This window comes from Colwellia sp. MEBiC06753, from assembly GCF_053470325.1.
Window position 1 is genome coordinate 32,536 of the sequence record NZ_JBQMTM010000015.1, and the last position, 25,904, is coordinate 58,439.

Below are 25,904 nucleotides of genomic sequence, written 5' to 3' on the forward strand. Positions count from 1 at the left end.
TGAAAAGTAATTCTTTGTATTGTTCCTTTCTTTTTCTATTAGCTTATAAAGCTAAATATTTCGATAATAGCGGAATTGTAAGATACGCTAGCATTTTTAGTTTTAACGTTCCTGTTCGCAATCTCTTTTAGCTATGAGCATTCAATTTCCTTCCTATTACCTTTAAAAGAGTGTTGTTCTAACTTAGTTTGTGCTTTGTAAGAAACTAGAGCTTTTACAAACCACAGGCATAAGCTAATACTTTATCTTTTATAACTTTTGGTGCTTTTTCTGCGCTATATAATCCAAGGTTTCTAATGAACTTTAACAAAGGTAGTTCATTCGAGAACATTTGATACAAACTATCCATTGCTGTCATCATTAATAAGTTATCTGGGCGTCTTTGTTGTTCATAAGCTTTCAACGTCGCTTGTTGATGCCAGCACTCCCCTTCACCTATGGCTTTGGCAATCACTGTTCTCAATGCCTTAACATCTTTAAAGCCTAAGTTCACACCTTGTCCAGCTAATGGGTTAATAGTGTGAGCAGCATCGCCCAATAAAACGACACGTCCAGAAAAGTAGTGATTCGCATGTTGCCTTGTTAATGGAAAGCTTGCGTGGTCAATGACCGAAATATCGCCAAGACGCTGAGGAAATTCCGCCAATATCTGCTGTTTCAATTCAGCTTTAGATAACTGATTTAATTGCTTAATACGATCTTTATGGTGATACCAAACCAATGAAGCCTGGTGAACTGGTACCTGAGCACCAAACTCTTTTCTAACTTGCTCTTTACTGGGCTCTTTACTAGGGAGAGGCAACATTGCTAAAGGACCAGTCGGTTTAAACTGCTGCCAAGTAATGTCTTGCTGTGGCAATTCTGTGCTGACATTAATAAGCATCGCTGATTGCTGATAGTTCCAGCCTGTGCAACCTATTCCTACTTGCTTTCGAATATATGAATTAGCACCATCAGCAGCGACTAATAACTTAGCACTAATAGTACTTTGGGAAGTACTGACGCTAACAAACCTCTCATCTTGTTCAATTGCTTGTATGTCTTCACCAATCAACAACTCAATATTCGAATGTTGAGTTAATTGTTGCCACAGTGACAATTGAATTAGGCGATTTTCAACAATGTGACCTAAATATGGGCTGTTAATCTGCTCTGCTGAAAACTCGGCATATGCCTGCTCTTTTTCCCAAACCCCAAGCCGGCGATATGGGCAAGCACGCCATTGCAAGATTTGTTGCCAAGCATTTAAATCTTTTAATAAGTTCTCTGAGGCAACAGAAATAGCAGAAACTCGTAAATCAATTGGCTGCTTGGCATCAAATGCAATAGGGGCTAGGCGCTCAAGTATGACAACCGATAGTCCTAAGTTAGCTAACGACAATGCACTTGCAGCCCCAACCATGCCGCCACCAACAACAATAACATCTACTTGTTTCATCACTTTTATCACCCAAAAACCTGATAAAAGCTATTGTAAAGCATTGAATAAGATAAGCGAGCAATAACAGCGTGTTATCACGCTCAACCAATAAAATATAGGTTGATATTTGATCTATACTAAGCAACGGCAATTAAGCCGAAAATAAAATTAAGGAAAGATTATGTCAGCATTAAAAGAAGAAAAAATTGTCTCACCGGATATCAAACTTGTTTATGACCTCACGGTAAAACCAAATAACACGCATCTTAAAGCAAAAGTAGATCGTGCGGTAATGGCACGTATGCGTTTAGATTTAGTGTTACCGGAAGATAACATCCTAACCGTAGATGTAGATTTTGATACAACAAGTGGCTACCATGGTAATATCATGATGATTATGGACGACTTTGGTGTAGAGTTACTAGCGACAGCATTCCAAACAAAATATGGCACGGAAGCAGCTGAATGCATCAAAAAAGCCTGGCGAGAAAAACAACAAGAAAATGATCCTAGAAAGCCTAGTTATTTGCTGGTTCAAAAACCAGAGCACCCAGGTGCTCTGCCAAAAGTATTCGCCACTTGCGGCGGTAAAAAGCATGATAATATCGTGCCGCCAGACTGTATTTTGTAAAGCAAACAGAACTTGGTGGCAGTTTTTACTGCCACTTTTATTGCTCTCTTCAGCTCAGGCTTTTTCAGCCACAGCAGTCGATGTTCAAGACTTAGCTAAAGTCTACAGTATTAAACAAGACAATAACGGCTTTATCTGGTTAGCCGGAAACCATGGTATTACAAGGTATGACGGCGTTAGTAGTATCAATTTTTCCGCCACAAGTGCAAACTGGCAAACCCCATTCACTTGGGCTCACCACATTGAGTCATACAATAACCAATTTATTGTAGCAACAGAAAACAAAGGCTCTTGGTTATTCGATCCTAATAATGGGCAAACATCTCCGATCCCTATTAACACCGAGCTCAACAGTCATTATTCAACATTATATTTTAACCAGTCGTTTTATAGCTACTCTTCTAAAAAAGTCTATCAATATCAGCCGCAAACTGGCGCAACAAAGCAATTGCTTACGCTCAATAACGCTGCAGTATTAATTAATACGACAACTGACTTATTTGTTAACGCTGGTCCTCAAGGTCTGTATTTACTCATTGGAGATAAGTTTAGCCAAGTTGTCACACAGCGTGTACTAGCAAGTTTAGCTATAGAAGATAAGCTTATTATCACTACGCCTACTGAGCTTATGGTGTTATCTGCCGGTAAAGTAATCGCTAGAAAATCAATTGACGAGTCAATTCATGGACTAAGCCAAGAAAACAATAGTAGTAACTTTTTTACTATTTCAGATCAGGGGAATATTAAAAAGTATCAGTTGTCAGAATTAAAACAAGTTCGCCATCACTATGGTAAAGCGAGAAGTTCTCGGGTTAAAGCGGCTTATCATGACACTTCAAATGTACTATGGTTAGCAACAAACGTAGGTATTGAAACGCTTTCCGAAAGTGCAATAAAGAACTACCCCATTGTCTTTGATATTGCCAACAATGCCAATGAAATTACCTTAATTGATGATCAGGTAGTTATCGGTAGTTTTGGCATGGGGCTTCAATCTATGCCCAATGAGCCACCATTATTCCCAGAAAATATTAATCAGTTATTTACTAAAAAAGCCCTGCGGATAATGGATGTACTTACGGTAAATAACGACTTATATATCGCGACATTTGATGGCGCTTGGCATTACTCCACTAAAGATAACGTATTAAAAAAGCTGTCATTTTCAGGCAACGATAAAATACTTATAAAGTTATTTTACGCCAACGGCTTACTCTATATTGGTAGTAATGACTATGGCTTGTTTATTTATGATGTTGTAAGCATGCAATTAGTCGATCAAATCTCTATTGAAGATGGGCTAATTGCCAATGAAGTAACCGATATAATTGCGCTAGAAGATGGTAATATCTGGATTGCCACAATCGATGGTTTATCGATTTATAATCGTTACTCAAAGCAAATCAAAAACATACCAGGTAAAGGCCCTAGCAAGTATATCTCTATGGCATTTGCCGATGAGAAAATATTTGCTGCAACCTTAGGCGATGGCGTCTTTATTTACGATCTTCAAGGCACCTTGTTATCAATTATTGCCAGAGGTATAGAATTTACCTACAGCACCATCATTAATGATGAAATATGGCTAGGTGCCGCTTTTGGTTTATATACGATTAATCCAAAAACTCACCAATACACACTTATGCCTGGCACCGAAAAATATTCGTTTTCAGGTGAAGCCCATATCAAAGGCGACAAAGCTTATTTAGCCCATTATGGCGGTATCTTATCGGTTCCAGTTAAAAAGCCAGGCCAATTTAATGCAAAAGTGCATGTTGCGAAAACAACAGTGTCGGGCAAAGAATTCCTATTAAATCGCCAAATTGATGTTTCCTCATCAAATGATGTCATTACCTTGGACTTAGTCAGTTTAGATTACCGCCCTGGCCAGCAAAAAAAGTTTCAATACAAAATCAATAACGGCACTTGGCAAAAAGTAAATGGTAACCAACTAACGTTAACAGGGCTTGCCTCTGGCAGTTATCATATTGAAGTAAAAGCGACAAATAGCCTTGGCCAGTGGAGTAACAACCGAGCATTTACCAATATTGATGTTGCCTTTCCTTGGTACTGGACACCTAAAATTAGAATCATTTATACGGTTACGTTAGTATGTCTTATTAGCTTAATTTTATGGCTTATCTACCTTAGGGCGCAGTCAATACGCAATATTCATTTATTACTAGCTGATGAAATTAAAACAAAAGGTAAACGCGATTTATCCGCAAGAAGAAATATCAACCAAACGCTAAAGTTACTGGAAGATGGTGATATCGATAATGCTAAAACTTTGCTCGCACAAAGTTTAGAGAGCATTGAAAAAGAGAGTAACACTGAACTGCCCGATGGTTTATATGGCAACACCTTAGATGTAGCCCTGCCTTATTTTGCTGACTATCTACAACATAAATATCATGTTCACTTAACCTTTGAATATGATCTTAAACAAAATACGCTTAGTTATGAATTACAATCTAACCTGTATAAAATTATTTATGAGGCAGTGATCTGTGCCGTTGTTAACGGTGACGGTGGAAAATTTCACGTTACCATTCAAGAATTTAAAGAGAAATTATGGCTAACGATAAGTGATGATGAAACCTCTTTCTCTCACTTTAACAATAAAATCACCTTCAATATGTCAATGTATTACATTAGACAAATTGCCAATAAATATAATGCGACTTTCAACACCTTTGAACCGACCGATGATAAAGGTAGTCAACTGGTAATAAGCTTCCCTTCGCTCAATGCGTTTTAAACCGGAACTTTATAGAAACTCCTAAATAAATGTGGTGCCCAGCAAATGGGCGCCATTTACCCATATTGTTTTATTTAGCTAACTAAGCGGCAACTAAGCGGCAACTAAGCAATGACATAGAGTAATTTCGAAAATCGAATAACTGTTTTCGAAACTAGCGTCGGCGGCAAAGGTAGAGTAAAATGTGCGCCCTTAAATTCTCTAGCAAAAACTAGAATCAATTTTTAAAGAAAAGTAGGCGTGTATTAATGAGTAAAAAGCTATATATCAAAACTTGGGGCTGTCAAATGAACGAGTACGACTCGCAGAAAATGGCAGAATTATTAGATTCAACCCATGGTTTCTCGTTAGCAGAAGAAGCGGAAGATGCTGACGTTATTTTACTTAACACCTGCTCTATTCGTGAAAAAGCACAAGAAAAAGTATTTCATCAGTTAGGCCGCTGGAAAAACTTAAAAAACGATAACCCAGATTTAATTATCGGTGTTGGTGGTTGTGTCGCCTCTCAAGAAGGTGATGCCATTCGTGCGCGTGCCCCATACGTAGATATGGTTTTTGGCCCGCAAACATTGCACCGCTTACCAGAAATGATCCAACAAGTTACCGGTGAAAAATCACCAGTAGTTGATGTGAGCTTCCCTGAAATTGAAAAGTTTGATCGTCTGCCTGAGCCTAAGGCTGATGGCGCTACAGCGTTTGTGTCGATTATGGAAGGTTGCAGTAAATACTGTACTTTCTGTGTGGTTCCTTATACGCGTGGTGAAGAAGTGAGCCGCCCGTTAGACGACGTACTTTACGAAATAGCCCAACTTGCCGAACAAGGCGTGCGTGAAGTTAACCTGTTAGGTCAAAACGTTAATGCTTACCGCGGTGAAGCTCATGATGGCAGCATTTGTCGATTCTCAGAATTATTACGCCTTGTCGCCACCATTGATGGTATTGACCGTATTCGTTACACCACTTCACATCCAGTTGAATTTACTGACGATATTATTGAAGTGTATAAAGATGTACCTGAGCTGGTTAGCCACCTTCATTTACCGGTACAAAGCGGTTGTGATCGCATCTTAGTACAAATGAAGCGCGGACATACCGCCCTTGAATATAAATCACAAATTCGTAAGTTGCGTAAAGCGCGCCCTGATATTTGCATGTCGTCAGACTTTATCGTTGGTTTCCCTGGCGAAACTGATGAAGACTTTGAACAAACCATGAATTTAATTAAAGATATCGACTTTGATTTAAGCTTTAGCTTTATCTACAGTGCGCGCCCTGGTACGCCTGCTGCCGATTTACCTGACGATATTTCAGAAGATACTAAAAAGCAACGCTTACAAATTTTGCAAGATCGCATTAACCAACAAGCATTACGTATTGCTCGCCAAATGTTAGGTACCGAGCAGCGTATTTTAGTTGAAGGCCCATCAAAGAAAAACCCGATGGAACTACGTGGCCGTACTGAGAACAACCGTATCGTCAACTTTGAAGCGCCACATCATGTGATTGGCCAGTTTGTTGATGTTAAAATTACTGATGTTTACGCTAACTCATTACGTGGCGAGCTAGTACGTGAAGAAAAAGATATGGGTCTGAGAATTGCCCACTCGCCTTCAGATATTCTTGCTAACAGCCACCATGGCGATAACGCGATGGCTTCAACCAATGGTACTGACGACCTTGGTGTTGGCACTTATACGCCCTAATTAACAGTTAAATGCATAAATAAACGGAATAAATCATTGACTAAAGATAACAGCACATTACTAACGTTAGAGCCGGTTGATAATACCCGCCAAGCTAACCTTTGCGGCCCGCTAGATGACAACTTAAAAGTGATTGAACGTCGCCTAGGTGTTGAAATTAGCTACCGCGGCAATGAGTTTAAGATTGTTGGGCAACCGAAAAATACGGAAGCCGTTGCTCATTTACTCAAAGATTTATACGTTGAAACGGAAACGGTGAAAGGTAAGATGAAAACCATCACCGCCGAAATGGTGCATTTAGGTATTTTAAATGCCGACGTTCTAGAGCAAGCACCAGCAAAAGTCGATATTGATTACGAGAAAATGGTCACCATTAAAACCAAGCGCGGCATCATCAAGCCGCGTAACCTCAATCAGTCGGCTTATGTCCAGCATGTTATTACGCACGACATCAGTTTTGGTATTGGTCCTGCCGGTACCGGTAAAACTTATTTGGCAGTCGCTTGCGCGGTTGACGCATTAGAACGTCAGGAAATTCGCCGCATTCTATTAACTCGCCCAGCTGTTGAAGCCGGTGAAAAACTTGGCTTTTTACCAGGCGATTTATCGCAAAAGGTTGACCCGTATTTACGCCCTCTTTATGACGCACTGTTTGAAATGTTAGGTTTTGAAAAAGTAGAAAAGCTGATTGAGCGTAATGTTATTGAAATTGCGCCACTTGCTTATATGCGTGGTAGGACGTTAAATGACGCGTTTATTATTCTTGATGAAAGCCAAAATACCACGGTTGAACAAATGAAAATGTTCTTAACCCGTATTGGTTTTAATTCACGTGCGGTTATTACTGGCGATATCACCCAAGTGGATTTACCGCGCGGTCAAAAATCAGGTCTGCGTCACGCTATCGAAGTATTGGATAATATTCCAGGTGTTAGCTTTAACTTCTTCCAATCAAAAGATGTGGTTAGACATCCTGTGGTTGCTAGAATTGTTGAAGCCTATGAAGCATTTGATGCCAAAATGGCGAAAATCAAAGCGCAAAAACAAGCTGCGGAAAAGGCATTAAAAGATGCTGAACAGCAATCATCTGAGAAATAAGCAACCCAAATGATAACCGTAGATATTCAACGCGCGATTAATGAAGAAAACTTGCCAACTGATCAAGACTTTCAACTTTGGGCAGAAGCGGCACTTTTACCTTATAACAAGCCTTTTGAGCTAACCATTCGCATCGTTGATGAAACGGAAAGCCAAACGCTTAACCATACTTATCGCGCTAAAGATAAGCCAACCAATGTCCTATCATTTCCATTTGAAGTACCCGATGGTATTGAGCTGGATTTACTTGGCGACTTAGTGATTTGCGCCGAGGTTGTTGACCAAGAAGCACATGAGCAACATAAAACGTTAAATGCGCATTGGGCGCATATGACGATTCATGGCTGCTTACATTTACTCGGCTTTGATCATATAAGTGATGAAGAAGCTGAAGAAATGGAAGCTTTAGAAATAGACATTTTACAAAAACTTGGGTTTAATAACCCTTACGAAATTTTATAGGAATAATAAAAGCTCTATGAGCGACGACAACCCCCATTCTAGTAACGGCTCTTCAAGTAAATCCTTTCTCGAAAAAATCGTTCAAGCATTTACCGGAGAGCCGCAAAACAAAGATGAATTGTTTAGTGTGATTAACGATGCTGAAGATCGCGAGTTAATCAAACCTGAAACCAAACAAATGATCGAAGGTGTGTTAGAGGTATCAGAAATGCGCGTACGCGATATTATGATCCCGCGCTCACAAATTATCTCGCTAGACATTAACCAGCCACTAGCCGCATTCTTACCTATTATTTTAGAATCAGCCCATTCACGTTTCCCGGTAGTTAATGAAGACATCGATAACGTTGAAGGCATGTTACTTGCCAAAGATTTGCTGGCATACGCCTTTAAAGAAGAAGCAGAAGAGTTTTCACTACGTGATCTAATTCGCCCTGCGATGATTATTCCTGAAAGTAAAAAAGTAGAGCCACTTTTAAAAGAGTTCCGCTCTAAACGTTACCATATGGCAATTGTTGTCGATGAATATGGCGGCGTTTCTGGCGTAGTAACCATTGAAGATATTCTAGAGCTGATTGTTGGTGAAATTGAAGATGAAACCGATGATGAAATCGAAGAAGAAATCAAACATTTAGCCGGTAATGTTTATCAAGTTAAAGCATTAACTGACTTAGAAGATTTTGATGAATACTTTAACTGTGAATTTGACGAAGCAGACTCTGATACCATTGGTGGCATTGTGCTTCATCAATTTGGTCATATGCCGCAAAAAGGTGAAGAAGTTGCTATTGGCGACTGGGAATTTAAAGTCGTTGCCGCCGATAATCGCCGTTTGCAAATGCTACAAGTGACCGTTCCTAAAGATCATGAAGTTAAAGGCAAAATTTCTGATTAAGCCTAATGTCAATTGATTTAAACCTTTGTCAAATTAATGCAAACCAGCATCAAACAACGTCTGCTTAAGACCTTAACCAACCGCCATAACCTGCTGAGTTTTTTTGCAGGTTTGGTTATGGTATTTGCCTATGCACCATTTTCATTATGGTGGCTAAGTTTCTTTGCCTTAGCTTTATGGCTGACTCAAATTGATGGTTTAACGCCTAAACAAGCAACCCAATCGAGCTTTAGCTTTGGCCTTGGCTGGTTTGGCGCAGGTATCAGTTGGGTGCATGTCAGTATTGATCAATTTGGCGGTCTACCGCTTATCGCCTCAGTAAGTTTAATGCTGATACTGGTATGTTATCTGGCTATCTACCCTGCGCTAGCAGGTTATTTAACCGCGCGTTTTTCCACAAATAAGCAATTAAATTTACTGTTATTACCAAGCGTCTGGGTGCTTATAGAGTGGCTTAGAAGCTGGGTGTTAACCGGTTTTCCTTGGTTATCTATTGGCTATAGCCAAATCGATTCACCGCTAGCATCGCTGGTACCGGTAATAGGTGAAGTCGGTATTAGCTTTATTATGTTAATGCTTATTGTTAGTGCTTGTACGCTAATTAAAAAGAGCCAGCAAATACCAGCAGCACTTATGCTTGTCAGTGCAGTACTTTTGATTATTATTTCGGCCAACCAAAATTTTATTCAAAAAACTGGCGAAACCAAATCAGTCGCACTAGTACAAGGCAATATAGCACAAGAGCTAAAATGGCGGCCGGAGCAAGAGTGGCCATCTATGCTCAAATACCTTGATTTAACGCGTCCAAACTATAATGTTGATCTAGTTGTTTGGCCTGAATCAGCTATTCCAGCAGTTGAACCTATCGCAGGTGAATTTCTTGATATGGTTAACAGTGCCGCGGCGTTTAATGATACAGCGATTATCTCTGGTATTATCAACTACAATTTTGAAACTAAAGAATACTTCAACAGTTTAATTGTACTAGGCAAGCAAAATAGTGATGACAGTCAAGGCAGCTATTATTACGGCAATAGTAACCGTTTCTATAAACATCACCTGTTACCTATAGGCGAATTTGTGCCATTTCAAGAATGGTTAAGGCCGATAGCACCATTTTTTAACTTACCAATGTCATCGTTTACTCGCGGCGCTTATGTGCAAAAAAACTTAATTGCCAATGGCATTGTACTTTCACCATTAATTTGTTTTGAAATAGCCTTCCCAGAACAGCTTCATGCCAATTTTCATGGTGGTAACTCAGGTGTGGTAGGTACAGATATGTTATTAACCGTGAGTAATGATGCTTGGTTTGGCCACTCTCATGGCCCACATCAACATTTAGAAATTGCCCGCATGCGAGCGCTGGAGTTTGGACGACCACTATTACGTGCAACCAATACCGGCATTACCGCAGCGATTGACGCTGATGGTCAAATCATTAGCCGTATTGCACAGTTTGAAGAAGCGGTACTAACAACTGATGTCGAGTTAGTCACTGGCAATACACCATTTAGCCGTTATCAACGCTATCCAACGTTTGCCCTTGCCGGACTATTATTTTTGCTATTGGTAGCCAGCCAGCGATTACGAGGGCATAAATCAAAGCTTTGATTACTCTCTAAAATCCCCTTAATATAGTGGTTTACGACAATAATAATTAGAGAATTAATATGAACAAGCTTACCGCACTTTATACGGCAATTTCAGTTATCCCCCTGACCGTAACGCTTAGCTCACAAGCTGCAACCACCCTTATTCAAAACGTTAATGGCTATACCATCAACAACGAGCAATTGGTGCAATTTCAAGCGATTAGCTTTACTGATGATAAAGTTGACGCGATTTATGCCAGTAAGCCTGAAAATATCGGCCCAGAAGTAAACGTTATTGACGGTGGTGGCAACACTATGTTGCCTGGACTAATTGATGCTCACGGCCATGTATTAAATTACGGTTTAAGCTTGCTACGAGTGAATTTAATCGATACTCAAAGTGAGCAAGATGCGGTTGCAAGAGTTGTTGCTTACAGTAAGGCAAATCCAGATCAGCGTTGGCTGCAAGGGCGAGGATGGAACCAAGTGCAATGGCCAAGTAATGCCTTTCCAACGGCAAAATCGTTAGATAAATATTTTCCTGACACGCCAGTATTTCTTAGCCGAGTTGACGGCCATGCCGGCTGGGCTAATTCCAAGGCCATGGAGTTAGCAGGTATTACTGCTCAAACTCAGTCCCCAACTGGCGGTGAAATAATCAAAGATAAAGATGGCAAACCAACGGGTGTTTTTGTTGATAATGCTATGGATTTGATTTTCGCTAAAATTCCGCCGCTCACCAAAAACGAAGAAAAAGCCGTGTTTGTAAAAGCAATGGAGGCATTAGCAAGTGTTGGTTTAACCAGTGTTCATGATGCCGGTGTCAGTGCTAACCACATTGAAATCTATAAAGAATTAGCAGAAGAACAGCAAATGCCAATTCGTGTTAATGCTATGTTGTACCTGCCAAGTCCAAACTGGCAGGCGGCGCTGGATAATGGCAGTTATATCAGTGATGACTATTCGTTTTCATTTAATAGTGTAAAAATTCAAGCGGATGGTGCCTTAGGTAGTCGCGGTGCAGCACTTCATGCTGACTACTCCGATCAACCAGGTAATAAAGGGCTACTTCTTCACAGCAATAAAGATTTGCACAACTATATTGAAACCGCAATGAACAAAGGCTTTCAGGTCAATACCCATGCGATTGGCGATCATGCAAATTCATTAACCTTTGATCAGTACGAGCAGCTAATTAAAAAAACGGGTACTAAAGCATTACGTCATCGTATCGAGCATGCGCAAGTCTTACGTGTTGAAGATATCCCGCGTTTTGCCGAGCTTGGCGTTATCGCCTCTATTCAGGCAACTCATGCCACCAGTGATAAAAATATGGCCGAAGACCGTTTAGGAAAAGAAAGATTAAAAGGCGCTTATGCGTGGCGCAGCCTACTTAATGCCAAGGCAAAAATAGCTAATGGCTCTGATTTTCCTGTTGAGCCAACCAATCCGTTTTTTGGTATCCACGCTTCGGTAACCCGTCAAGATCGTCAAAATCAACCGCTTGGCGGCTGGATTGAATCAGAAAAATTAACACTAACTGAAACATTAAAAAGCTTTACCATAGATGCGGCTTACGCTGGTCATCAAGAAAAAGTTGTAGGCAGTTTAGAGCCGGGTAAAAAGGCCGATTTTATCCTTATTAGGCAAGACTTATTTAAACAGGATCCAACGACAATTTGGCAAGATGATGTTGTTGAAACTTGGGTCAATGGCCAGCAGGTTTACTCTGCGAAATAGCTTTTATTGAAAACCCAGCTTAATGATGCAAAACCTATAAAGCTAAAACAACTAAAGCAATAAAAAAAGCGCCTGTGGCGCTTTTTTTATTGCTTAAATGTCACTGTTTCTTATCAAGTTTGACTTAAAACTCTTCACCTTGAATAGGGTATAGTTTAATACAGTTGCGCCCAGCTTCTTTCGCCTGATAAAGCGCCGCATCTGCACATTCGATCCAAGCTTCAAAGCTTTGAATATTAGGTGAAATTTGACAAATACCAATACTGATGGTGTAGCTAATATCAATATCATTATATTTAACCACAGTCTGCTCTACTGACTTTCGTAGACGTTCAGCAAAAACTTTAGCATTCGCAAGTGTAGTATCAGCTAACCAAATACTAAATTCCTCACCGCCATATCTGCCAGCAATATCGGTTTCCCTAACATGCTCTTTGATCATAAAAGCAATATGGCGAATCACTTGATCACCCACCATATGGCCATAGCCATCATTAATACGCTTAAAGTGATCTATATCTAACATCACTAAACAACTATCGTGTTGACTACGCAACCAACGCTTGTATTGCGTAAGTAAGCATGACTCCCAATGGGTCCGATTATATAACTGGGTTAAACCATCGGTTTGATTTAATAGCGCCAGTTCCTGATTAACTTGCTGTAGATCTTTTTTATGAATAGCGGTGTCAGTAACGTCATAAATAATTAAACATAAATGACTGACCGTACCATTGGCCGCCAATAATGGAATAAATGTTGAGTTTTGATACATGTAATCGGCGCTGCCAGTAATTGGCCGATAATTTTGAAATTTAAATAAATAAGGGCGCTGCTCCCAAATGGTGAAGGCTTTATTTTTTAGCAGGAACACCGATTCAGCTTTACGACGAAACCATTGCTCTGGTATTTCATCAAACAAACTAAATAAGTTTTGACCTTTGGCTTCACGTGGCAACAAGCCACTATGGTTTTCCATAAAGCCATTCCAGATCTGAATATTGTACTCTCGATCCAATACCACTAAACCAACATCAATGTTATGCAACATTTCCATTAGCCAATGTAATTCATTGATTTGTGAGGTTTCAAACGACATAGTTACTCCAATAAGTAGGAGAGTTTGTTATTTAATGTTTTCATTGATGCTTCGGTAAAAAGCAGCAAAAGATCACACTTAATATCATAATTTTCAATAGAGTAGCTTATTTCAATAGCTAAGGTTTGTCGCCATCTAGATGAGTTAGTTGCAATCAAATCTTTAATTTTTCGATGCTGACCTAATACCACAGGATGTCCCTGACTAAAGGTCATATCTAACTGCTCTGAGATACCACTTAAACAAGCACCTATGAGGGTATTAGCCATATCCATTAACAATTCTAGCTCGGTATTTTCATCAACTTCGCCAGTAAAGTTCATTAATTTGGCAATATCCTTAAAGCTTGAATCACTTAAGATAAGCAGCGCTTCACCACTAACGCCAGCACCAATAAAGCCTTGGCAAATACCTGATGTACTGTCATTGGCAGCCACCGAGGTTAACGCCATATTTAGCTCACTTACTTCGATAATATTAACGTTAGGAATTGGCAATAACACAAATACATCTAATAACCGCGCTAATAAATCGCCTGCTCGCCCCATAGCAACATTGGCAATTTCCTGGTAACAATCCCTTAAGTCTGGCGCGAGTACAATGCTTGGCGCTGCTTCAAAAGAAGGTGCAACCGTTGGCGCCGGAGATTCTTTTTCTGGCAAAATAAACGCTTGATGTAAAGCATTGCTAGACGGCTCACTGGCAGTAGAAGTTAATGACGCAGCTTCTTCTTTTGGCTCTTGATATTTTTCTCGCGTAAAAATACCGTAACGCAATAATATCTCAGTAAGCTTTTCTTTATTAATCGGTTTTTGAATAAAATCCAGCGCACCTAAACTGGTCACTCGTTGGTAAGCTTCCGGTTGAATATCACCAGAGATCACTACGGTCAGCGTTGGTAAATCTTGTTTAACTATGGCTTCTAAAACTTCATAGCCATCCATTACTGGCATATTTAAATCCAGTAACAATACATCCCCCTTCCCTGCTTTAATCGCGTCAATGCCTTCTTTACCATTGCTAGCAAAACTGATTTCAACTTCCCAGTCGTCAGGTAATGATTTGGCCACTTGTTTACGTGCCATATTTGAATCGTCACAAATGAGTAGTCGGGTCGACATTATTGAAGTGCTACCTCTAAAAGCTTGTGGGGTTAAAGTAATAATAACATTACCTTACGCTGAACACGTTATAAAATTTAGCCAAATCAAGCAACTATATAGTCAACTATCACTTGATAAAACCACGTATTTTAATGGAATTTTTACAACGACACAGGTAAGCTTTAATGATTAATACCCATTATGTTTTTAACTATATATGAAATTTTCAACATTACTATTAACAGCAACGCTAAATTTAACTTTAGTTAGCAGTGTATTAGCAAATTCTCTAGATCAATCATCTTTACCAGAAACTGACAACCTTGTGAAAGCAGGCGGTAAATTTGTCACGTTATTAGGTACTCAAATTAACGAAGGCGACACTGCGCCTAACTTTAAAGTGGTTAACGAGTCTTTTTCACCGGTTGAGCTAGCAGCATTTGCCAATAAAACCATTCTTATTTCGGTAGTACCAAGTTTAGATACCGGTGTTTGTTCGTTGCAAACCAAGCGTTTTAATGAAGAAGTGGCCAACCTACCTAAAGATGTTGTGATGCTGACCATTAGTAACGATTTACCCTTTGCCCAAAAACGTTTTTGTAAAGCCGAAAATATTGACCAGATCAAAGTGCTTTCCGATGCTGTTTGGCGCGACTTTGGCAGTAAATATGGGTTATTAATTAAAGATATGGGCTTATTAACCCGGGCAATTTTTATTATTGATGAGCAAGGTAAAGTTGCTTACAAGGAACTAGTGGCCAATATTTCTCAACATCCCGACTATGAAACAGCATTGGCAACGATAAAAGCGCTAAATATTTCAGAAGTCGACAGTGCCCCACAAGAAAATACTTCGTCGGAAAGTACTCAGAACTAGTAACAAACCAAAGTGCACCAAAGCACTACAGCTCAAACCATATTCACAATAGCTTTTAAACAGTAATTATTAGCGAAAGGTTATTAGTTAGAAGGTTATTTAGTAAGAGTTATTAGTAATCGACCGAGAAAAGGCCTATGGCCTTTTCTCTTTTTTAACCTTTAACTTTTAAGCTCGATACTTTTATTCTTTTTAGACTTTCTTAACTTTTTTAGCTTTTTCCCACTTGATGGTTATGCCCTATTAAGTTTTATAAATTTTATTAAAATCAATTTACTCGATCTTAATGCAACTCCAAAAAACTTAATCACCAACTCATTGATATATTTATAAAAATAAATTTTTTATCAAATTTTTTAAATTTTTCCCTTGAAAATATTTCCAGCCACCACATATCTAATTACGTAGTCGCCATAATGGGATTACATAACATTAACTGCCTGTTCATTTTGAAAGGCACGCTTAATAAAAAGCGCAGTTAACATGACTCGATTCGCGAATATCGGTTTCGAAAATCACTGCAATTAATTAAGCGTTACATATTGCTAACTAACTATAGGATATGAATTATGCGTACAACTACAGATTTCAGCCCACTTTATCGTTCTTTTATTGGTTTTGACCACTTAGCTGGTTTAATGGATAAAGCGGCTCGTTCAGAAAAACAATCAGCTTACCCTCCATACAATATTGAGCTTATCGCCGAAGATAAGTATCGCATTACCATGGCTGTTGCTGGTTTCTCTGAGCCAGAATTAGATATTGAGTCTAAAGAAAACCACTTAGTGATCACCGGCACTAAAGCCGTAGATGCCGATAAAGGCGACCGTAAATTCTTACACCAAGGCATTGCTGAGCGCAGCTTTGAACGTAAGTTCCAGTTAGGTGACCATGTTCGAGTAACTGAAGCCTTTATGGAAAATGGTTTATTACATATAGACCTAGTCAGAGAAATTCCAGAAGCATTAAAGCCACGAAAAATTGCCATTAACGGCCAAGGCTTACTGGAAGGTAAAGCCGAATAAGCTTTACTAAATACTTGTTTTCCCTTTTTGTTTCTTGCCCAGCTTCGCGCTGGGCTTTTTTACTATTCAGCTTAAAGCACCTGTTAGTTCCAGCTTAGGTTACTTTCAACATAACTACTTCTAGCTTAAGATACTTTCTGACAAACTTACTTCTAGCTTACGTTACTACACACTCAAAAAGTTGGCTTAGTTCATCGTATTAGCGGCTAACTTTGCTGCAGTTAACCGCTCTTTAAACACATCAAACATATCGGTATATGCTGTAAATCGACTGTTTTTATTGACCTTTGAGAAGTAAACTTCAGCACTATCAATATCATTTTGCGCTAGGGCTATTTGTGCCCGACGAAAGTTGATCATGTTTTGATCAATCTCACCTAACGCATAAAACTCTTCTGCTAAGGTAAAGTAAACCAGTGCCAAGTCAAACTTATCCACCATTTGATAAGCCCGCGCCAAATTAAATGTCGCGATTGCCGTTTGATTATCATTACCTAACTCTTTGGCCCAATCCAACGCCTTAATACGGTAATCAATATGTTCATCAAGCTTGCCAAGTTTTAAGGCAAAATGTCCCAAGTTCTCATACATTTCATGTCTAAACCAAGGCATATATCGATTTTGATATTTTTCGGCAAGCGGCTTTAACAACTCATATCCGCGCTGATCTTCACCTAGGTAATTAAGCACATTGGCGATTTGTACAATTAATAACGGATCAAAAGCACTGTCTTTCACCTCATCTAGTAAGGCAACAGCTTGTCGCATATATTGACGTGGATCTAACTCGTCTTGTTTACGAATTGATTTTGCATAGTAAATTAAGACATTAATTCTAAATTTCAGCGGGACTGTGTCATTTTCCACCCAAGGTCTTGTCGCCTGTGCTAATTCGGCATATTTATTTAGCTGAAACAACGCCTGAAACTGGTGCAACTTATATTGATACCAAATTCGACTTTGTTTTTGAGTCGCCGCTAAATAAGGCACAATATCAATCAAACATTGCTCAGGCTTAATTTGACATAATTGGTGAATATCTTGCTCTTCCGTAGCCGAAGCCGGCGCCATTGCTGCTAAAACGGCAATAGCAATGGTATTACGTATTGGATGCATAAGTTTTAATTTGTCAGCAGCAAACGTTTTAGCAAAGAACAGGGTTAGTTTTAACGTTTTCGGTAATGCGTACAACTATCCTCTCCTTCAACGAAACTACCACAACAACTAAAGCCTTAAGCGTGCAACAAAATAAAGTCTGCAATTTTAGGCTGAACATCTTCAGCATGACTAATAGGTGCCATGTGACCACCCTCAACCTGCTGATGACTAACCAAAGGTAAGTGTTGGATAAGTTTGTCAGCAAGAAAATGACTTAAATATGGGCTGTCCTTACCCGTCATTATAAAAGATGGTGATGAAATAGCTATCAAATCACCCAATGTATAGTGCTCAGAGATTAAGCCCTTAAAATCCAAAATTACTTTTTTCATATCTTTGGCCATTAACGCCTGAAGTTTTGGCGGTAAACTTTGATAAAAGCCAGGGCTATTCCAAAATTCCGTAAATATTTCTGCCGCTTTTGCCATATCATCAATATCACATAAACGAGCAAATTCTTCAGCTTCGGTATGCTCTTTTGTGCCTTTTTCTAATAAATGGAAAGCAACCGGCTCAAATAAGGTCATGCTAAGCACTTTTTGCGGACACTCCACCGCAAGTTTCAACGCTATAGCACCACCACAAGAGTGCCCGACTAAATGATAACTTTGCTCACCAATTGCCTGTTTAAGTGCTTCTTTTATTCTCGATGTTTCAACATCAAAACCATAATCTTGTGGCGAGCTGACTTCATCAGCTAAGCCATACCCTAATATATCAATATTGATACAAGTGAATTGTTGTTCAAGTTGTTTAACCAAGGGTAGCCACTGACGCGATGAACTTAATGAACTATGTAAAAATACAATGGCAGGCCCCGTACCTGATACATTTACGCCTTTTATCTTCATGGTTGATCTCCAACAATCTGACACCATGTCAAATACTTTATCTTTCATATTATGAAGTCGATTTCAGCATTTTCAATGATTATTTGCGACACCAAAGAGAATCAAATAAAAGTAAATATTTAGCTGACATTAAAAATTTGAATATGTTAAAAATGACTCATCTCATCGAAAAACGATAATAAAAAATTAGAGGTATCAATGAACTTAAATTTAACCGGAAAAAGTGCGCTAGTATGCGGCAGTAGCCAAGGTTTAGGCAAAGCCATTGCAGTTGAATTAGCGGCATTAGGCGCTAATATCACCTTGTTTTCTCGAAATGAACAAGCACTAAACGAAGTAAAAGCACTGTTAGATACCAGCCAAGGTCAAAAACACCAAGTGTTAGTCGCAGACTTTAGCCAAGCCGACGAAGTACACACGGTAATTACTGCCCATATTAATCAGCAAAATGGCTATGAAATTTTAATTAATAATACTGGCGGACCAGCACCAGGCCTTGCCAGCGATAGTGATGTTAGCCAATTTACCGCAGCATTTGAACAACATGTGGTGGTCAATCAGCACTTAATGCAAGCATTATTACCGCATATGAAAGCAACGGGATATGGCCGAATCATCAATGTTATTTCTACTTCGGTTAAACAACCCATTCCAGGCCTTGGTGTGTCTAATACCATTCGCGCAGCAGTGGCTAATTGGGCGAAAACCTTAGCATTTGAGCTAGGTCAATTTGGTATTACGGTAAACAATGTGTTGCCGGGTGCAACATCAACCGCTCGATTAGATGCCATTGTTGCCGGAAAAGCTGAAAAAATGGGGCTTAGCACGGAACAAGTAGTTGAACATGAAAAAGCACAAATTCCAATGCGTCGATTTGCCAAACCAGAAGAGTTCGCCGCCGCTACAGCATTTTTAGCGTCTCCTGCCGCAGGTTATATCACTGGCATTAATTTACCAGTTGATGGTGGCCGAACCTTAAGCTTGTAACTGCATAAGGCCTTAATTTGTGGATATATTAGCAAACTTTATCGGTGGGCAATTTTGCAAGCCGATTAGCCAAACTTACTTAGATAATGTTGCACCAGCAACTGGTGAAGTCTACGGCAAGATACCTGACAGTGACATCGGTGACGTTGAAGCAGCAGTTATCGCTGCCGAAAAAGCATTGCCACAGTGGCGCGCCATGCCAATTGAAGAGCGAGCACAGCTATTATTTGAGTTCGCACAAGCCATAGAGCAGCACTTGCCAGCACTTGCCTTAGCAGAATCAATTGATAACGGTAAACCATTGTCGCTAGCAACTACGGTAGATATTCCGCGCGCCGCCAGCAACTTTAAATTTTTTGCCCATGCCAGTAGCCAATTCGCCAGCGAATCCCACGCCATGGCTGAACAAGCAATTAATTACACCTTAAGGCAACCGGTTGGCATTGTCGGTTGTATCTCACCGTGGAATTTACCGCTTTATTTATTTACTTGGAAAATCGCGCCAGCACTGGCTGCAGGCAACTGTGTTATTGCAAAGCCTTCAGAAGTGACGCCCAAAACCGCAGCCATGCTTGGGGAAATCTGCCAACAAGTCGGCTTGCCTGCTGGCGTATTAAATATTGTTCATGGCTTAGGGCAAAAAGCCGGTCATGCAATTTGTAATCACCCCAAGATAAAGGCGATATCATTTACTGGCGGCACTAATACCGGCAAGTTAATTGCGCAAGATGTTGCCCCGACATTTAAAAAGTTATCACTGGAATTAGGTGGTAAAAATCCGGCACTGGTTTTTGCTGATTGTGATCTGGAAACTACCGTTCAGCAATTGGTCAGAGCCTCTTTTGCTAATCAGGGACAAATTTGTTTATGTGCCTCGCGTATCTATATCGAAAGCAGTGTTTACCAGCGCTTTAAGCAATTATTTGTCGAACACGTCAAACAGCTAGTCGTTGGCGATCCGCTCGCTAGCTCAACCAATATTGGCGCTATCGTATCAAAAGCTCATTATGAAAAAGTACTCGCTTATATTGATCTAGCAAAAGCAGAAGGTGCATCAATACTAATCGGCGGCAAACCGGTTCATTTAACCGACGAGCATCAACACGGCTATTTTATTGCGCCTACGGTAGTAGAAGGTTTAACTAACACCACACGTTGCAACCAAGAAGAAATTTTTGGTCCTATTGTTAGCATTCAACCGTTTACTGATGAAGCACAAGCTTTACGTTTGGCCAATGATAACCAATACGGCTTAGCCTCAACCGTTTGGACCAGCAATTTAAATCGTGCCCATCGCCTAGCTGAGCAAATAAATACTGGCATTGTTTGGGTAAATTGTTGGCTACATCGAGACTTACGTACGCCATTTGGCGGCATGAATCAATCTGGCGTTGGTCGTGAAGGTGGTTTAGAGGCCATGCGCTTCTTTACTGAGCCGAAAAATGTCTGTATAAAATATAACTAAGGCAACTCGCTTATACATTTGCAGCTCAAATAAGAATAAAAATATGAGTCTAACTTGCTATAAATTTAAATCTTCAGGTGCCATTTTTGCTAGCCAACAGGGCTGCAAATGGCTATTGATATAACCCTCCTCTTTTTTGTTAGGTAATCTTTATCTTAGGTGACCTCTTACCTTAAGTAATCTTTTACCTTGCGCAATTTGCCTGGCGGTAGCTTAGGTACTTTTCTATAAGTTCGCCGCTTCGCAAGTTAATTACCAGCTATTATTTAATTAATTCCAAATCATTGTTAGACAGCAGATGTCTGCAAAAAATCAAGCTAGTTGCATACTTCTACATCAGCAATTAGCACAATAAACAACAGGTTAAATAAAATGTCAGTGACAACAAATCATAATGCTATTAGCACCAACAAAGCGCCAAAACCAGTTGGTCTTTACCCACATGCTAGAAAAGTCGGTAATCTTTTATTTTTATCCGGCGTTGGCCCGCGACAAGCGGGAACATCAGAAATACCAGGCGTCGAGCTTAGTGATGACGGCACTATAGTTAGTTACGATATTGCCACGCAATGTCGCAGTGTTTTTGACAATGTAAAAACCATTTTAGAAGCCTCGGGCGCCAGTTGGTTAGACTTAGTTGATGTCACTGTGTTCCTCACCAATATGGATGATGACTTTGCTACCTATAACCAAATTTATGCCGAGTATTTTGCCGATAATCAACCATGCAGAACAACGGTAGAAATTAATAAATTACCGACACCGATTGCCATTGAATTAAAGTGCATTGCTGCCCTAACTGAACAATCGTAGGAGTTATTATGTCTTTTACTATGCCGTTCAATTTAAACCAGTGGATAGATGATCATCGAGCGTTATTAAAGCCACCTGTATGTAATAAACAAGTGTTCGAGCAGGATGATTTTATTGTAATGATTGTCGGGGGTCCAAATAACCGCACCGATTATCACTACAATGAAACTCCCGAATTGTTTTATCAACTTGAAGGTCAAATGACGCTAAAAGTCGTTGAAGATGGTGAGTTTAAAGAGATTGCCATTGGTGCTGGCGAAATATTTTTATTGCCGCCCAAAGTGCTGCACTCGCCGCAGCGAACCGCAGGCAGCATTGGCATGGTGGTCGAGCAAAAACGTGCGCCAAACCAGTTAGATGCGCTGCAATGGTTCTGTGAAAATTGCCAACAGCCACTTTATCGCGAGTCATTTGCGCTAGCCAATATCGAACAAGATTTACCAACAGTATTCAAAAACTTTTATCAAACGCCAGAAAATTGCACTTGCCAGCATTGCGGCACGGTGGCTAAACGTTAATTGAAGGAAAACGTATATATGTTGGTAAATATTACCTTGGCCGATAACACCTACACAGTAAATACCGCGTTTGGCTTTAACGCGGCAATTTCGCTCGATTTTAATCAAACACAGCCTAATCATTTTTCGGCAGAAATCGCTAAAAGCACGCCAATGCAAGCCGGTGGATTTATTGGTGATACTAAACAAGGCGGCAGCTGTAATGTTAATGAGTTAAGTTTTAATCCCCATTGCAACGGCACGCATACCGAGACCATTCGTCATATTTGTCATGATGACTCGCCATTGTCATTAGCTATAGCTGATATTAGTCTGCCACCGCTAATGCCTTGTGTTTTATTATCAGTGACGCCAGTGTCTGCTGCGCAAACAGATGAAAGCTATACGCCAGCACTTAACACAGATGATCGGCTAATAACCCGCGCTCAATTGGCCAAGGTGCTAGATAACTACTCACTTGATGAGCTGCAAGCCTTAGCAGTGAGAACGCTACCTAATGACGATCAAAAACTCAGTGCACACTATAACGAGCAGCATCAGCCTGCGTTTTTTACCCGTGAAGCCATGCTGTATTTGAATGAGCGCGGTATTGAACATTTAATTGTCGATATTCCGTCAATTGATCGCTTACATGATGACGGTCTATTAACTAACCACCACTTATTTTGGCAAGTTGCAGAAGGAATGCACCAAGCGCTGAGCAATAGTTTAATTAACAAAACCATTACTGAACTGGCCTACTTTAACACGGATATTGACGATGGCTTTTACTTTATTAATTTACAAACTCCAGCATTTGCTAATGATGCAGCGCCGAGTAGACCGGTGCTGTACCCTGCAACATTGCTTGATAACACTTAAATGCACAGCAGATTATTTCTTTAGTTTTAAATGAATAAAAGCATTAAAGCTAATAACTGACATAAGAACTAACATAAGAACTAACATAAGAACTAACATAAGAACTAACATAAAAATAATGAGAACAAAGATGTTAACTGATACTTCGCTAGCATATGCCCAACAACTAGATAGCCAAGATCCTTTGGCGCATATGCGTCAACATTTCGCACTGCCAAAACAAGTGAGCGGCGAGCCTGAATATTACTTCACCGGCAATTCTTTAGGGCTTCAACCTATATTAGCCAAAGAAGCCGTTATGGAATTACTCGATGCTTGGGGTGAGTACGGGGTAAAAGGCCATTTTGAAGGGGATTATCCGTGGATGCCCTATCACGAATTTGTCACTGATTTTGCCGCACAAATAGTTGGCGCTAAGCCAGAAGAAGTGGTGATGATGAATTCACTCACGGTGAATTTGCATTTAATGATGGTGAGCTTTTTTAAACCCGAAGGTAAACGTCGAAAAATTTTAATTGAAGATCATGCCTTTCCCTCTGATCACTACGCGGTGGAATCACAGCTGAAACATCATCAACTCTCACCAAAAGATGATTTAATTTTATGGCAACCGCGCGCAGGTGAAGAGTTATTAGACCATGACGATTTATACCAACTCATTGAACAGCACGGTGATGAAATTTCACTAATACTGTTACCTGGCGTGCAATATTACACTGGCCAAGTACTGGATATGAAAACCATTACTGAAAAAGCCCATGCCAAAGGCATTTTAGTTGGGTTTGATTTAGCTCATGCTGCCGGCAATATCGAACTGGCATTACATGACTGGCAAGTCGATTTTGCCTGCTGGTGTAGTTATAAATACCTTAATAGCGGCGCAGGTTCGGTTGCAGGTTGCTTTGTTCATCAACAACATGCCACTAATACTGAACTCAATCGTTTTGCTGGCTGGTGGGGACATGATAAAACTACGCGCTTTAAAATGGCCAATGAATTTCACCCGATCCCAACCGCCGAAGGCTGGCAACTATCAAACCCGCCAGTTTTAAGTTTAGCCGCAGTGCGCGGCGCTTATGAAACCGTGATACTAGCTGGCGGCATGGCTAAGCTAAGAGCAAAATCAATTCAACTTTCTCAGTATTTACGAGCATTGTTAGCTATAGAACTTGGCGATAAAGTTCGGGTAATTACCCCTGAAGCCCAAGAGCAATCAGGTTGTCAGCTTTCAATTATGGTTAATGTCGACGGTATAGATGGCAAAAGCCTGTTTAATACCATTGAAAGTAAAGGTGTAACTACTGATTGGCGCGAGCCCAATGTTATTCGAGTCGCGCCAGTACCGCTTTATAACAGCTTTGAAGACTGCTATCACTTTGTTCGTATTTTAAAGGATTCACTGTAATGAGCATGGTTAATAGTAAAAATGAAAGTAATCCTAATCAACAAAGCCTTACGCTAATTGGTGGTGGCTTAGTTGGCTCATTACTCGCAATTGTCCTAGCGAATAAAGGTTATAAAGTCGAGGTTTATGAATCACGCAGCGATATGCGAACCACCGATATTTCCGCTGGCCGGTCAATTAATTTAGCGCTAGCCAATCGTGGCATAAAGCCATTAGCAGAGCTTGGTTTAATGGATGAGTTAAACGAATTGCTGATCCCAATGAAAGGTCGGATGGTGCACATAGACGGAGAACCATCAAACTTTCAAGCCTATGGTCAAGGACAAGACGATGTCATTTATTCGGTTTCCCGCGGCCAATTAAATAGCTTTTTAATGGATAAAGCCGAAGCTACCGGTAACGTTACTTTCTATTTCGAACATCGTGTTACCGCTATCGATTTTAAGCGCCAGCAATTTACCGTCAATTACCAAGGGCAAGAACAACAGCTAAGCTTTACTCGATTACTCGGAGCTGATGGCGCTAACTCGCCTTTACGCCAAGCTATTTTAGCTCAAGGCGCGCAGCAAGATAGCGAAGCCGTGCTCGATCATAGCTATAAAGAATTAAGCATATTGCCAGACAGTAATGGCCAATTTAAGCTGGATAAACATGCATTGCATATTTGGCCGCGCGGTGAATTTATGATGATTGCCCTGCCTAATTTAGATGGTAGCTTTACCGTAACCTTGTTTATGCCCAATAACGGCTTTACTAGTTTCGCCAGCGTTAATTCTGACAATGAAATTGCTCATTTCTTTGAGGCTCATTTTGCTGAAATCGCCCCTGAACTTGATAATTTAATCACAAGCTTTAAACAAAACCCGACCGGTAAACTTGCCACCATTAAATGTGCTCCATGGCATTACCAAGACCAAGCGTTAATTATCGGTGATGCTGCTCATGCCATTGTTCCGTTTCACGGTCAGGGCATGAATTGTGGGTTTGAAGATTGTGATGCCATTGCTCAATTATTTCCTGAGGCGAAAGCTAGCGCGCAATTTAGTAAGAGTGACTGGCAAGCGGTATTTGCCAAAGTCGAACAACAGCGCAAAGTCAATGCCGATGCCATTGCTGATATGGCGCTAGAAAACTACATTGAAATGCGTGATAGCGTTAGGCAGCATGAGTTTTTATTGCAGAAACAATTCACCTTTCAAATTCAGCAGTGGTTTCCTAACCGCTTTACCCCGCGTTATGGCATGGTGATGTTTGAGCACAGGCCTTACAGCGAAGCTTATGCCTTAGGGAAAAAACATAAACAATTGTTGGCGGAATTATCTGATCGTTATAGTTGCGCGAGTCAGCTCAATCAAGACGAAGTGAAATTACTGCTAGATAAGTACCAACTTTAAGCATTGAACAAATGCTTTCTTTAATATCTTCTTGTTAATGTTT

At 40.1% G+C, this 25,904-nt stretch carries 22 protein-coding genes; 17 read left to right on the plus strand and 5 right to left on the minus strand.

Annotated elements, in window-relative coordinates:
• Positions 1-214 precede the first annotated feature (214 nt).
• A complete protein-coding gene (locus ACOB82_RS12475) occupies positions 215-1,438 on the minus strand; it encodes an FAD-dependent oxidoreductase (protein WP_448213380.1) in 1,224 nt (407 codons plus the stop codon).
• Between the two features lie 163 nt (positions 1,439-1,601).
• Between ACOB82_RS12475 and ACOB82_RS12480 the strand changes: the two genes are divergently transcribed.
• The 8 genes from ACOB82_RS12480 (at position 1,602) to ACOB82_RS12515 (ending at position 12,305) form a co-directional block, all read left to right on the plus strand.
• On the plus strand, positions 1,602-2,051 hold the full coding sequence (locus tag ACOB82_RS12480; protein ID WP_448213307.1) for a hypothetical protein: 450 nt from the start codon (positions 1,602-1,604) through the stop codon (positions 2,049-2,051).
• A complete protein-coding gene (locus tag ACOB82_RS12485) occupies positions 2,017-4,812 on the plus strand; it encodes a triple tyrosine motif-containing protein (protein ID WP_448213308.1) in 2,796 nt (931 codons plus the stop codon). Before ACOB82_RS12480 ends, ACOB82_RS12485 begins: the two co-directional genes overlap by 35 nt.
• A gap of 248 nt (positions 4,813-5,060) precedes the next feature.
• The gene (gene miaB / locus ACOB82_RS12490; RefSeq protein WP_448213309.1) at positions 5,061-6,515 is read left to right on the plus strand and encodes a tRNA (N6-isopentenyl adenosine(37)-C2)-methylthiotransferase MiaB; all 1,455 of its coding nucleotides are present in this window, start codon (positions 5,061-5,063) and stop codon (positions 6,513-6,515) included.
• A 36-nt stretch (positions 6,516-6,551) separates the two neighbouring features.
• Complete coding sequence (locus tag ACOB82_RS12495; RefSeq protein WP_448213310.1) at positions 6,552-7,613, plus strand: PhoH family protein; 1,062 nt, start codon at positions 6,552-6,554, stop codon at positions 7,611-7,613.
• Positions 7,614-7,622: 9 nt separating this feature from the next.
• Positions 7,623-8,075 carry an rRNA maturation RNase YbeY gene (gene ybeY, locus ACOB82_RS12500; RefSeq protein ID WP_448213311.1) on the plus strand — a complete coding sequence of 151 codons (453 nt, stop codon included), beginning with the start codon at positions 7,623-7,625 and terminating at the stop codon, positions 8,073-8,075.
• Positions 8,076-8,091: 16 nt separating this feature from the next.
• Positions 8,092-8,970, plus strand: a complete 879-nt coding sequence (locus tag ACOB82_RS12505; RefSeq protein ID WP_448213312.1) for an HlyC/CorC family transporter — start codon at positions 8,092-8,094, stop codon at positions 8,968-8,970.
• Between the two features lie 36 nt (positions 8,971-9,006).
• A complete protein-coding gene (gene lnt / locus ACOB82_RS12510) occupies positions 9,007-10,584 on the plus strand; it encodes an apolipoprotein N-acyltransferase (RefSeq protein ID WP_448213313.1) in 1,578 nt (525 codons plus the stop codon).
• Positions 10,585-10,643: 59 nt separating this feature from the next.
• Entirely contained in the window at positions 10,644-12,305 is a 1,662-nt protein-coding gene (locus tag ACOB82_RS12515; RefSeq protein ID WP_448213314.1) for an amidohydrolase, read from the plus strand.
• Between the two features lie 124 nt (positions 12,306-12,429).
• Here ACOB82_RS12515 and ACOB82_RS12520 read toward each other — a convergent pair whose 3' ends face one another.
• Entirely contained in the window at positions 12,430-13,404 is a 975-nt protein-coding gene (locus ACOB82_RS12520; protein WP_448213315.1) for a diguanylate cyclase, read from the minus strand.
• Between the two features lie 2 nt (positions 13,405-13,406).
• Positions 13,407-14,525, minus strand: coding sequence for a response regulator (locus ACOB82_RS12525; protein ID WP_448213316.1), 1,119 nt, complete (start codon positions 14,523-14,525; stop codon positions 13,407-13,409).
• 199 nt (positions 14,526-14,724) lie between these two features.
• Between ACOB82_RS12525 and tpx the strand changes: the two genes are divergently transcribed.
• Positions 14,725-15,384 (plus strand): thiol peroxidase, encoded by a 660-nt coding sequence (gene tpx, locus ACOB82_RS12530; RefSeq protein ID WP_448213317.1) that lies wholly within the window; start codon positions 14,725-14,727, stop codon positions 15,382-15,384.
• A gap of 569 nt (positions 15,385-15,953) precedes the next feature.
• On the plus strand, positions 15,954-16,409 hold the full coding sequence (locus ACOB82_RS12535; protein ID WP_448213318.1) for an Hsp20 family protein: 456 nt from the start codon (positions 15,954-15,956) through the stop codon (positions 16,407-16,409).
• A 186-nt stretch (positions 16,410-16,595) separates the two neighbouring features.
• Here ACOB82_RS12535 and ACOB82_RS12540 read toward each other — a convergent pair whose 3' ends face one another.
• Both ACOB82_RS12540 and ACOB82_RS12545 read right to left on the minus strand, forming a co-directional pair.
• Positions 16,596-17,600, minus strand: coding sequence for a tetratricopeptide repeat protein (locus ACOB82_RS12540; protein ID WP_448213319.1), 1,005 nt, complete (start codon positions 17,598-17,600; stop codon positions 16,596-16,598).
• A 41-nt stretch (positions 17,601-17,641) separates the two neighbouring features.
• Positions 17,642-18,466: an alpha/beta fold hydrolase gene (locus ACOB82_RS12545; protein ID WP_448213320.1), complete on the minus strand. Its 825-nt coding sequence runs from the start codon at positions 18,464-18,466 to the stop codon at positions 17,642-17,644.
• A gap of 150 nt (positions 18,467-18,616) precedes the next feature.
• Between ACOB82_RS12545 and ACOB82_RS12550 the strand changes: the two genes are divergently transcribed.
• The 7 genes from ACOB82_RS12550 (at position 18,617) to ACOB82_RS12580 (ending at position 25,861) form a co-directional block, all read left to right on the plus strand.
• Positions 18,617-19,405: an SDR family oxidoreductase gene (locus tag ACOB82_RS12550; RefSeq protein WP_448213321.1), complete on the plus strand. Its 789-nt coding sequence runs from the start codon at positions 18,617-18,619 to the stop codon at positions 19,403-19,405.
• Between the two features lie 19 nt (positions 19,406-19,424).
• On the plus strand, positions 19,425-20,870 hold the full coding sequence (locus tag ACOB82_RS12555; protein ID WP_448213322.1) for an aldehyde dehydrogenase: 1,446 nt from the start codon (positions 19,425-19,427) through the stop codon (positions 20,868-20,870).
• Positions 20,871-21,242: 372 nt separating this feature from the next.
• Positions 21,243-21,683, plus strand: coding sequence for a RidA family protein (locus ACOB82_RS12560; protein WP_448213323.1), 441 nt, complete (start codon positions 21,243-21,245; stop codon positions 21,681-21,683).
• Positions 21,684-21,691: 8 nt separating this feature from the next.
• Positions 21,692-22,201 carry a 3-hydroxyanthranilate 3,4-dioxygenase gene (locus ACOB82_RS12565; RefSeq protein WP_448213324.1) on the plus strand — a complete coding sequence of 170 codons (510 nt, stop codon included), beginning with the start codon at positions 21,692-21,694 and terminating at the stop codon, positions 22,199-22,201.
• Positions 22,202-22,219: 18 nt separating this feature from the next.
• Positions 22,220-23,062, plus strand: coding sequence for a cyclase family protein (locus ACOB82_RS12570; RefSeq protein WP_448213325.1), 843 nt, complete (start codon positions 22,220-22,222; stop codon positions 23,060-23,062).
• A gap of 130 nt (positions 23,063-23,192) precedes the next feature.
• Positions 23,193-24,467 (plus strand): kynureninase, encoded by a 1,275-nt coding sequence (gene kynU / locus ACOB82_RS12575; RefSeq protein WP_448213326.1) that lies wholly within the window; start codon positions 23,193-23,195, stop codon positions 24,465-24,467.
• A complete protein-coding gene (locus ACOB82_RS12580) occupies positions 24,467-25,861 on the plus strand; it encodes an FAD-dependent oxidoreductase (protein ID WP_448213327.1) in 1,395 nt (464 codons plus the stop codon). Before kynU ends, ACOB82_RS12580 begins: the two co-directional genes overlap by 1 nt.
• The last annotated feature ends 43 nt before the right edge of the window (positions 25,862-25,904 follow it).

Bases quoted from the DNA above. Each gene is read 5' to 3' on its own strand.
- ACOB82_RS12565 (WP_448213324.1), top strand. From the start codon at position 21,692: ATGTCTTTTACTATGCCGTTCAATTTAAACCAGTGGATAGATGATCAT.
- ACOB82_RS12580 (WP_448213327.1), top strand. From the start codon at position 24,467: ATGAGCATGGTTAATAGTAAAAATGAAAGTAATCCTAATCAACAAAGC.
- ACOB82_RS12520 (WP_448213315.1), bottom strand. From the start codon at position 13,404: ATGTCGTTTGAAACCTCACAAATCAATGAATTACATTGGCTAATGGAA.
- ybeY (WP_448213311.1), top strand. From the start codon at position 7,623: ATGATAACCGTAGATATTCAACGCGCGATTAATGAAGAAAACTTGCCA.
- ACOB82_RS12550 (WP_448213321.1), top strand. From the start codon at position 18,617: ATGAACTTAAATTTAACCGGAAAAAGTGCGCTAGTATGCGGCAGTAGC.
- ACOB82_RS12560 (WP_448213323.1), top strand. From the start codon at position 21,243: ATGTCAGTGACAACAAATCATAATGCTATTAGCACCAACAAAGCGCCA.
- ACOB82_RS12525 (WP_448213316.1), bottom strand. From the start codon at position 14,525: ATGTCGACCCGACTACTCATTTGTGACGATTCAAATATGGCACGTAAA.
- ACOB82_RS12545 (WP_448213320.1), bottom strand. From the start codon at position 18,466: ATGAAAGATAAAGTATTTGACATGGTGTCAGATTGTTGGAGATCAACC.
- lnt (WP_448213313.1), top strand. From the start codon at position 9,007: ATGCAAACCAGCATCAAACAACGTCTGCTTAAGACCTTAACCAACCGC.
- ACOB82_RS12485 (WP_448213308.1), top strand. From the start codon at position 2,017: ATGATAATATCGTGCCGCCAGACTGTATTTTGTAAAGCAAACAGAACT.
- kynU (WP_448213326.1), top strand. From the start codon at position 23,193: ATGTTAACTGATACTTCGCTAGCATATGCCCAACAACTAGATAGCCAA.
- ACOB82_RS12535 (WP_448213318.1), top strand. From the start codon at position 15,954: ATGCGTACAACTACAGATTTCAGCCCACTTTATCGTTCTTTTATTGGT.
- tpx (WP_448213317.1), top strand. From the start codon at position 14,725: ATGAAATTTTCAACATTACTATTAACAGCAACGCTAAATTTAACTTTA.
- miaB (WP_448213309.1), top strand. From the start codon at position 5,061: ATGAGTAAAAAGCTATATATCAAAACTTGGGGCTGTCAAATGAACGAG.
- ACOB82_RS12505 (WP_448213312.1), top strand. From the start codon at position 8,092: ATGAGCGACGACAACCCCCATTCTAGTAACGGCTCTTCAAGTAAATCC.
- ACOB82_RS12570 (WP_448213325.1), top strand. From the start codon at position 22,220: ATGTTGGTAAATATTACCTTGGCCGATAACACCTACACAGTAAATACC.
- ACOB82_RS12480 (WP_448213307.1), top strand. From the start codon at position 1,602: ATGTCAGCATTAAAAGAAGAAAAAATTGTCTCACCGGATATCAAACTT.
- ACOB82_RS12475 (WP_448213380.1), bottom strand. From the start codon at position 1,438: ATGAAACAAGTAGATGTTATTGTTGTTGGTGGCGGCATGGTTGGGGCT.
- ACOB82_RS12515 (WP_448213314.1), top strand. From the start codon at position 10,644: ATGAACAAGCTTACCGCACTTTATACGGCAATTTCAGTTATCCCCCTG.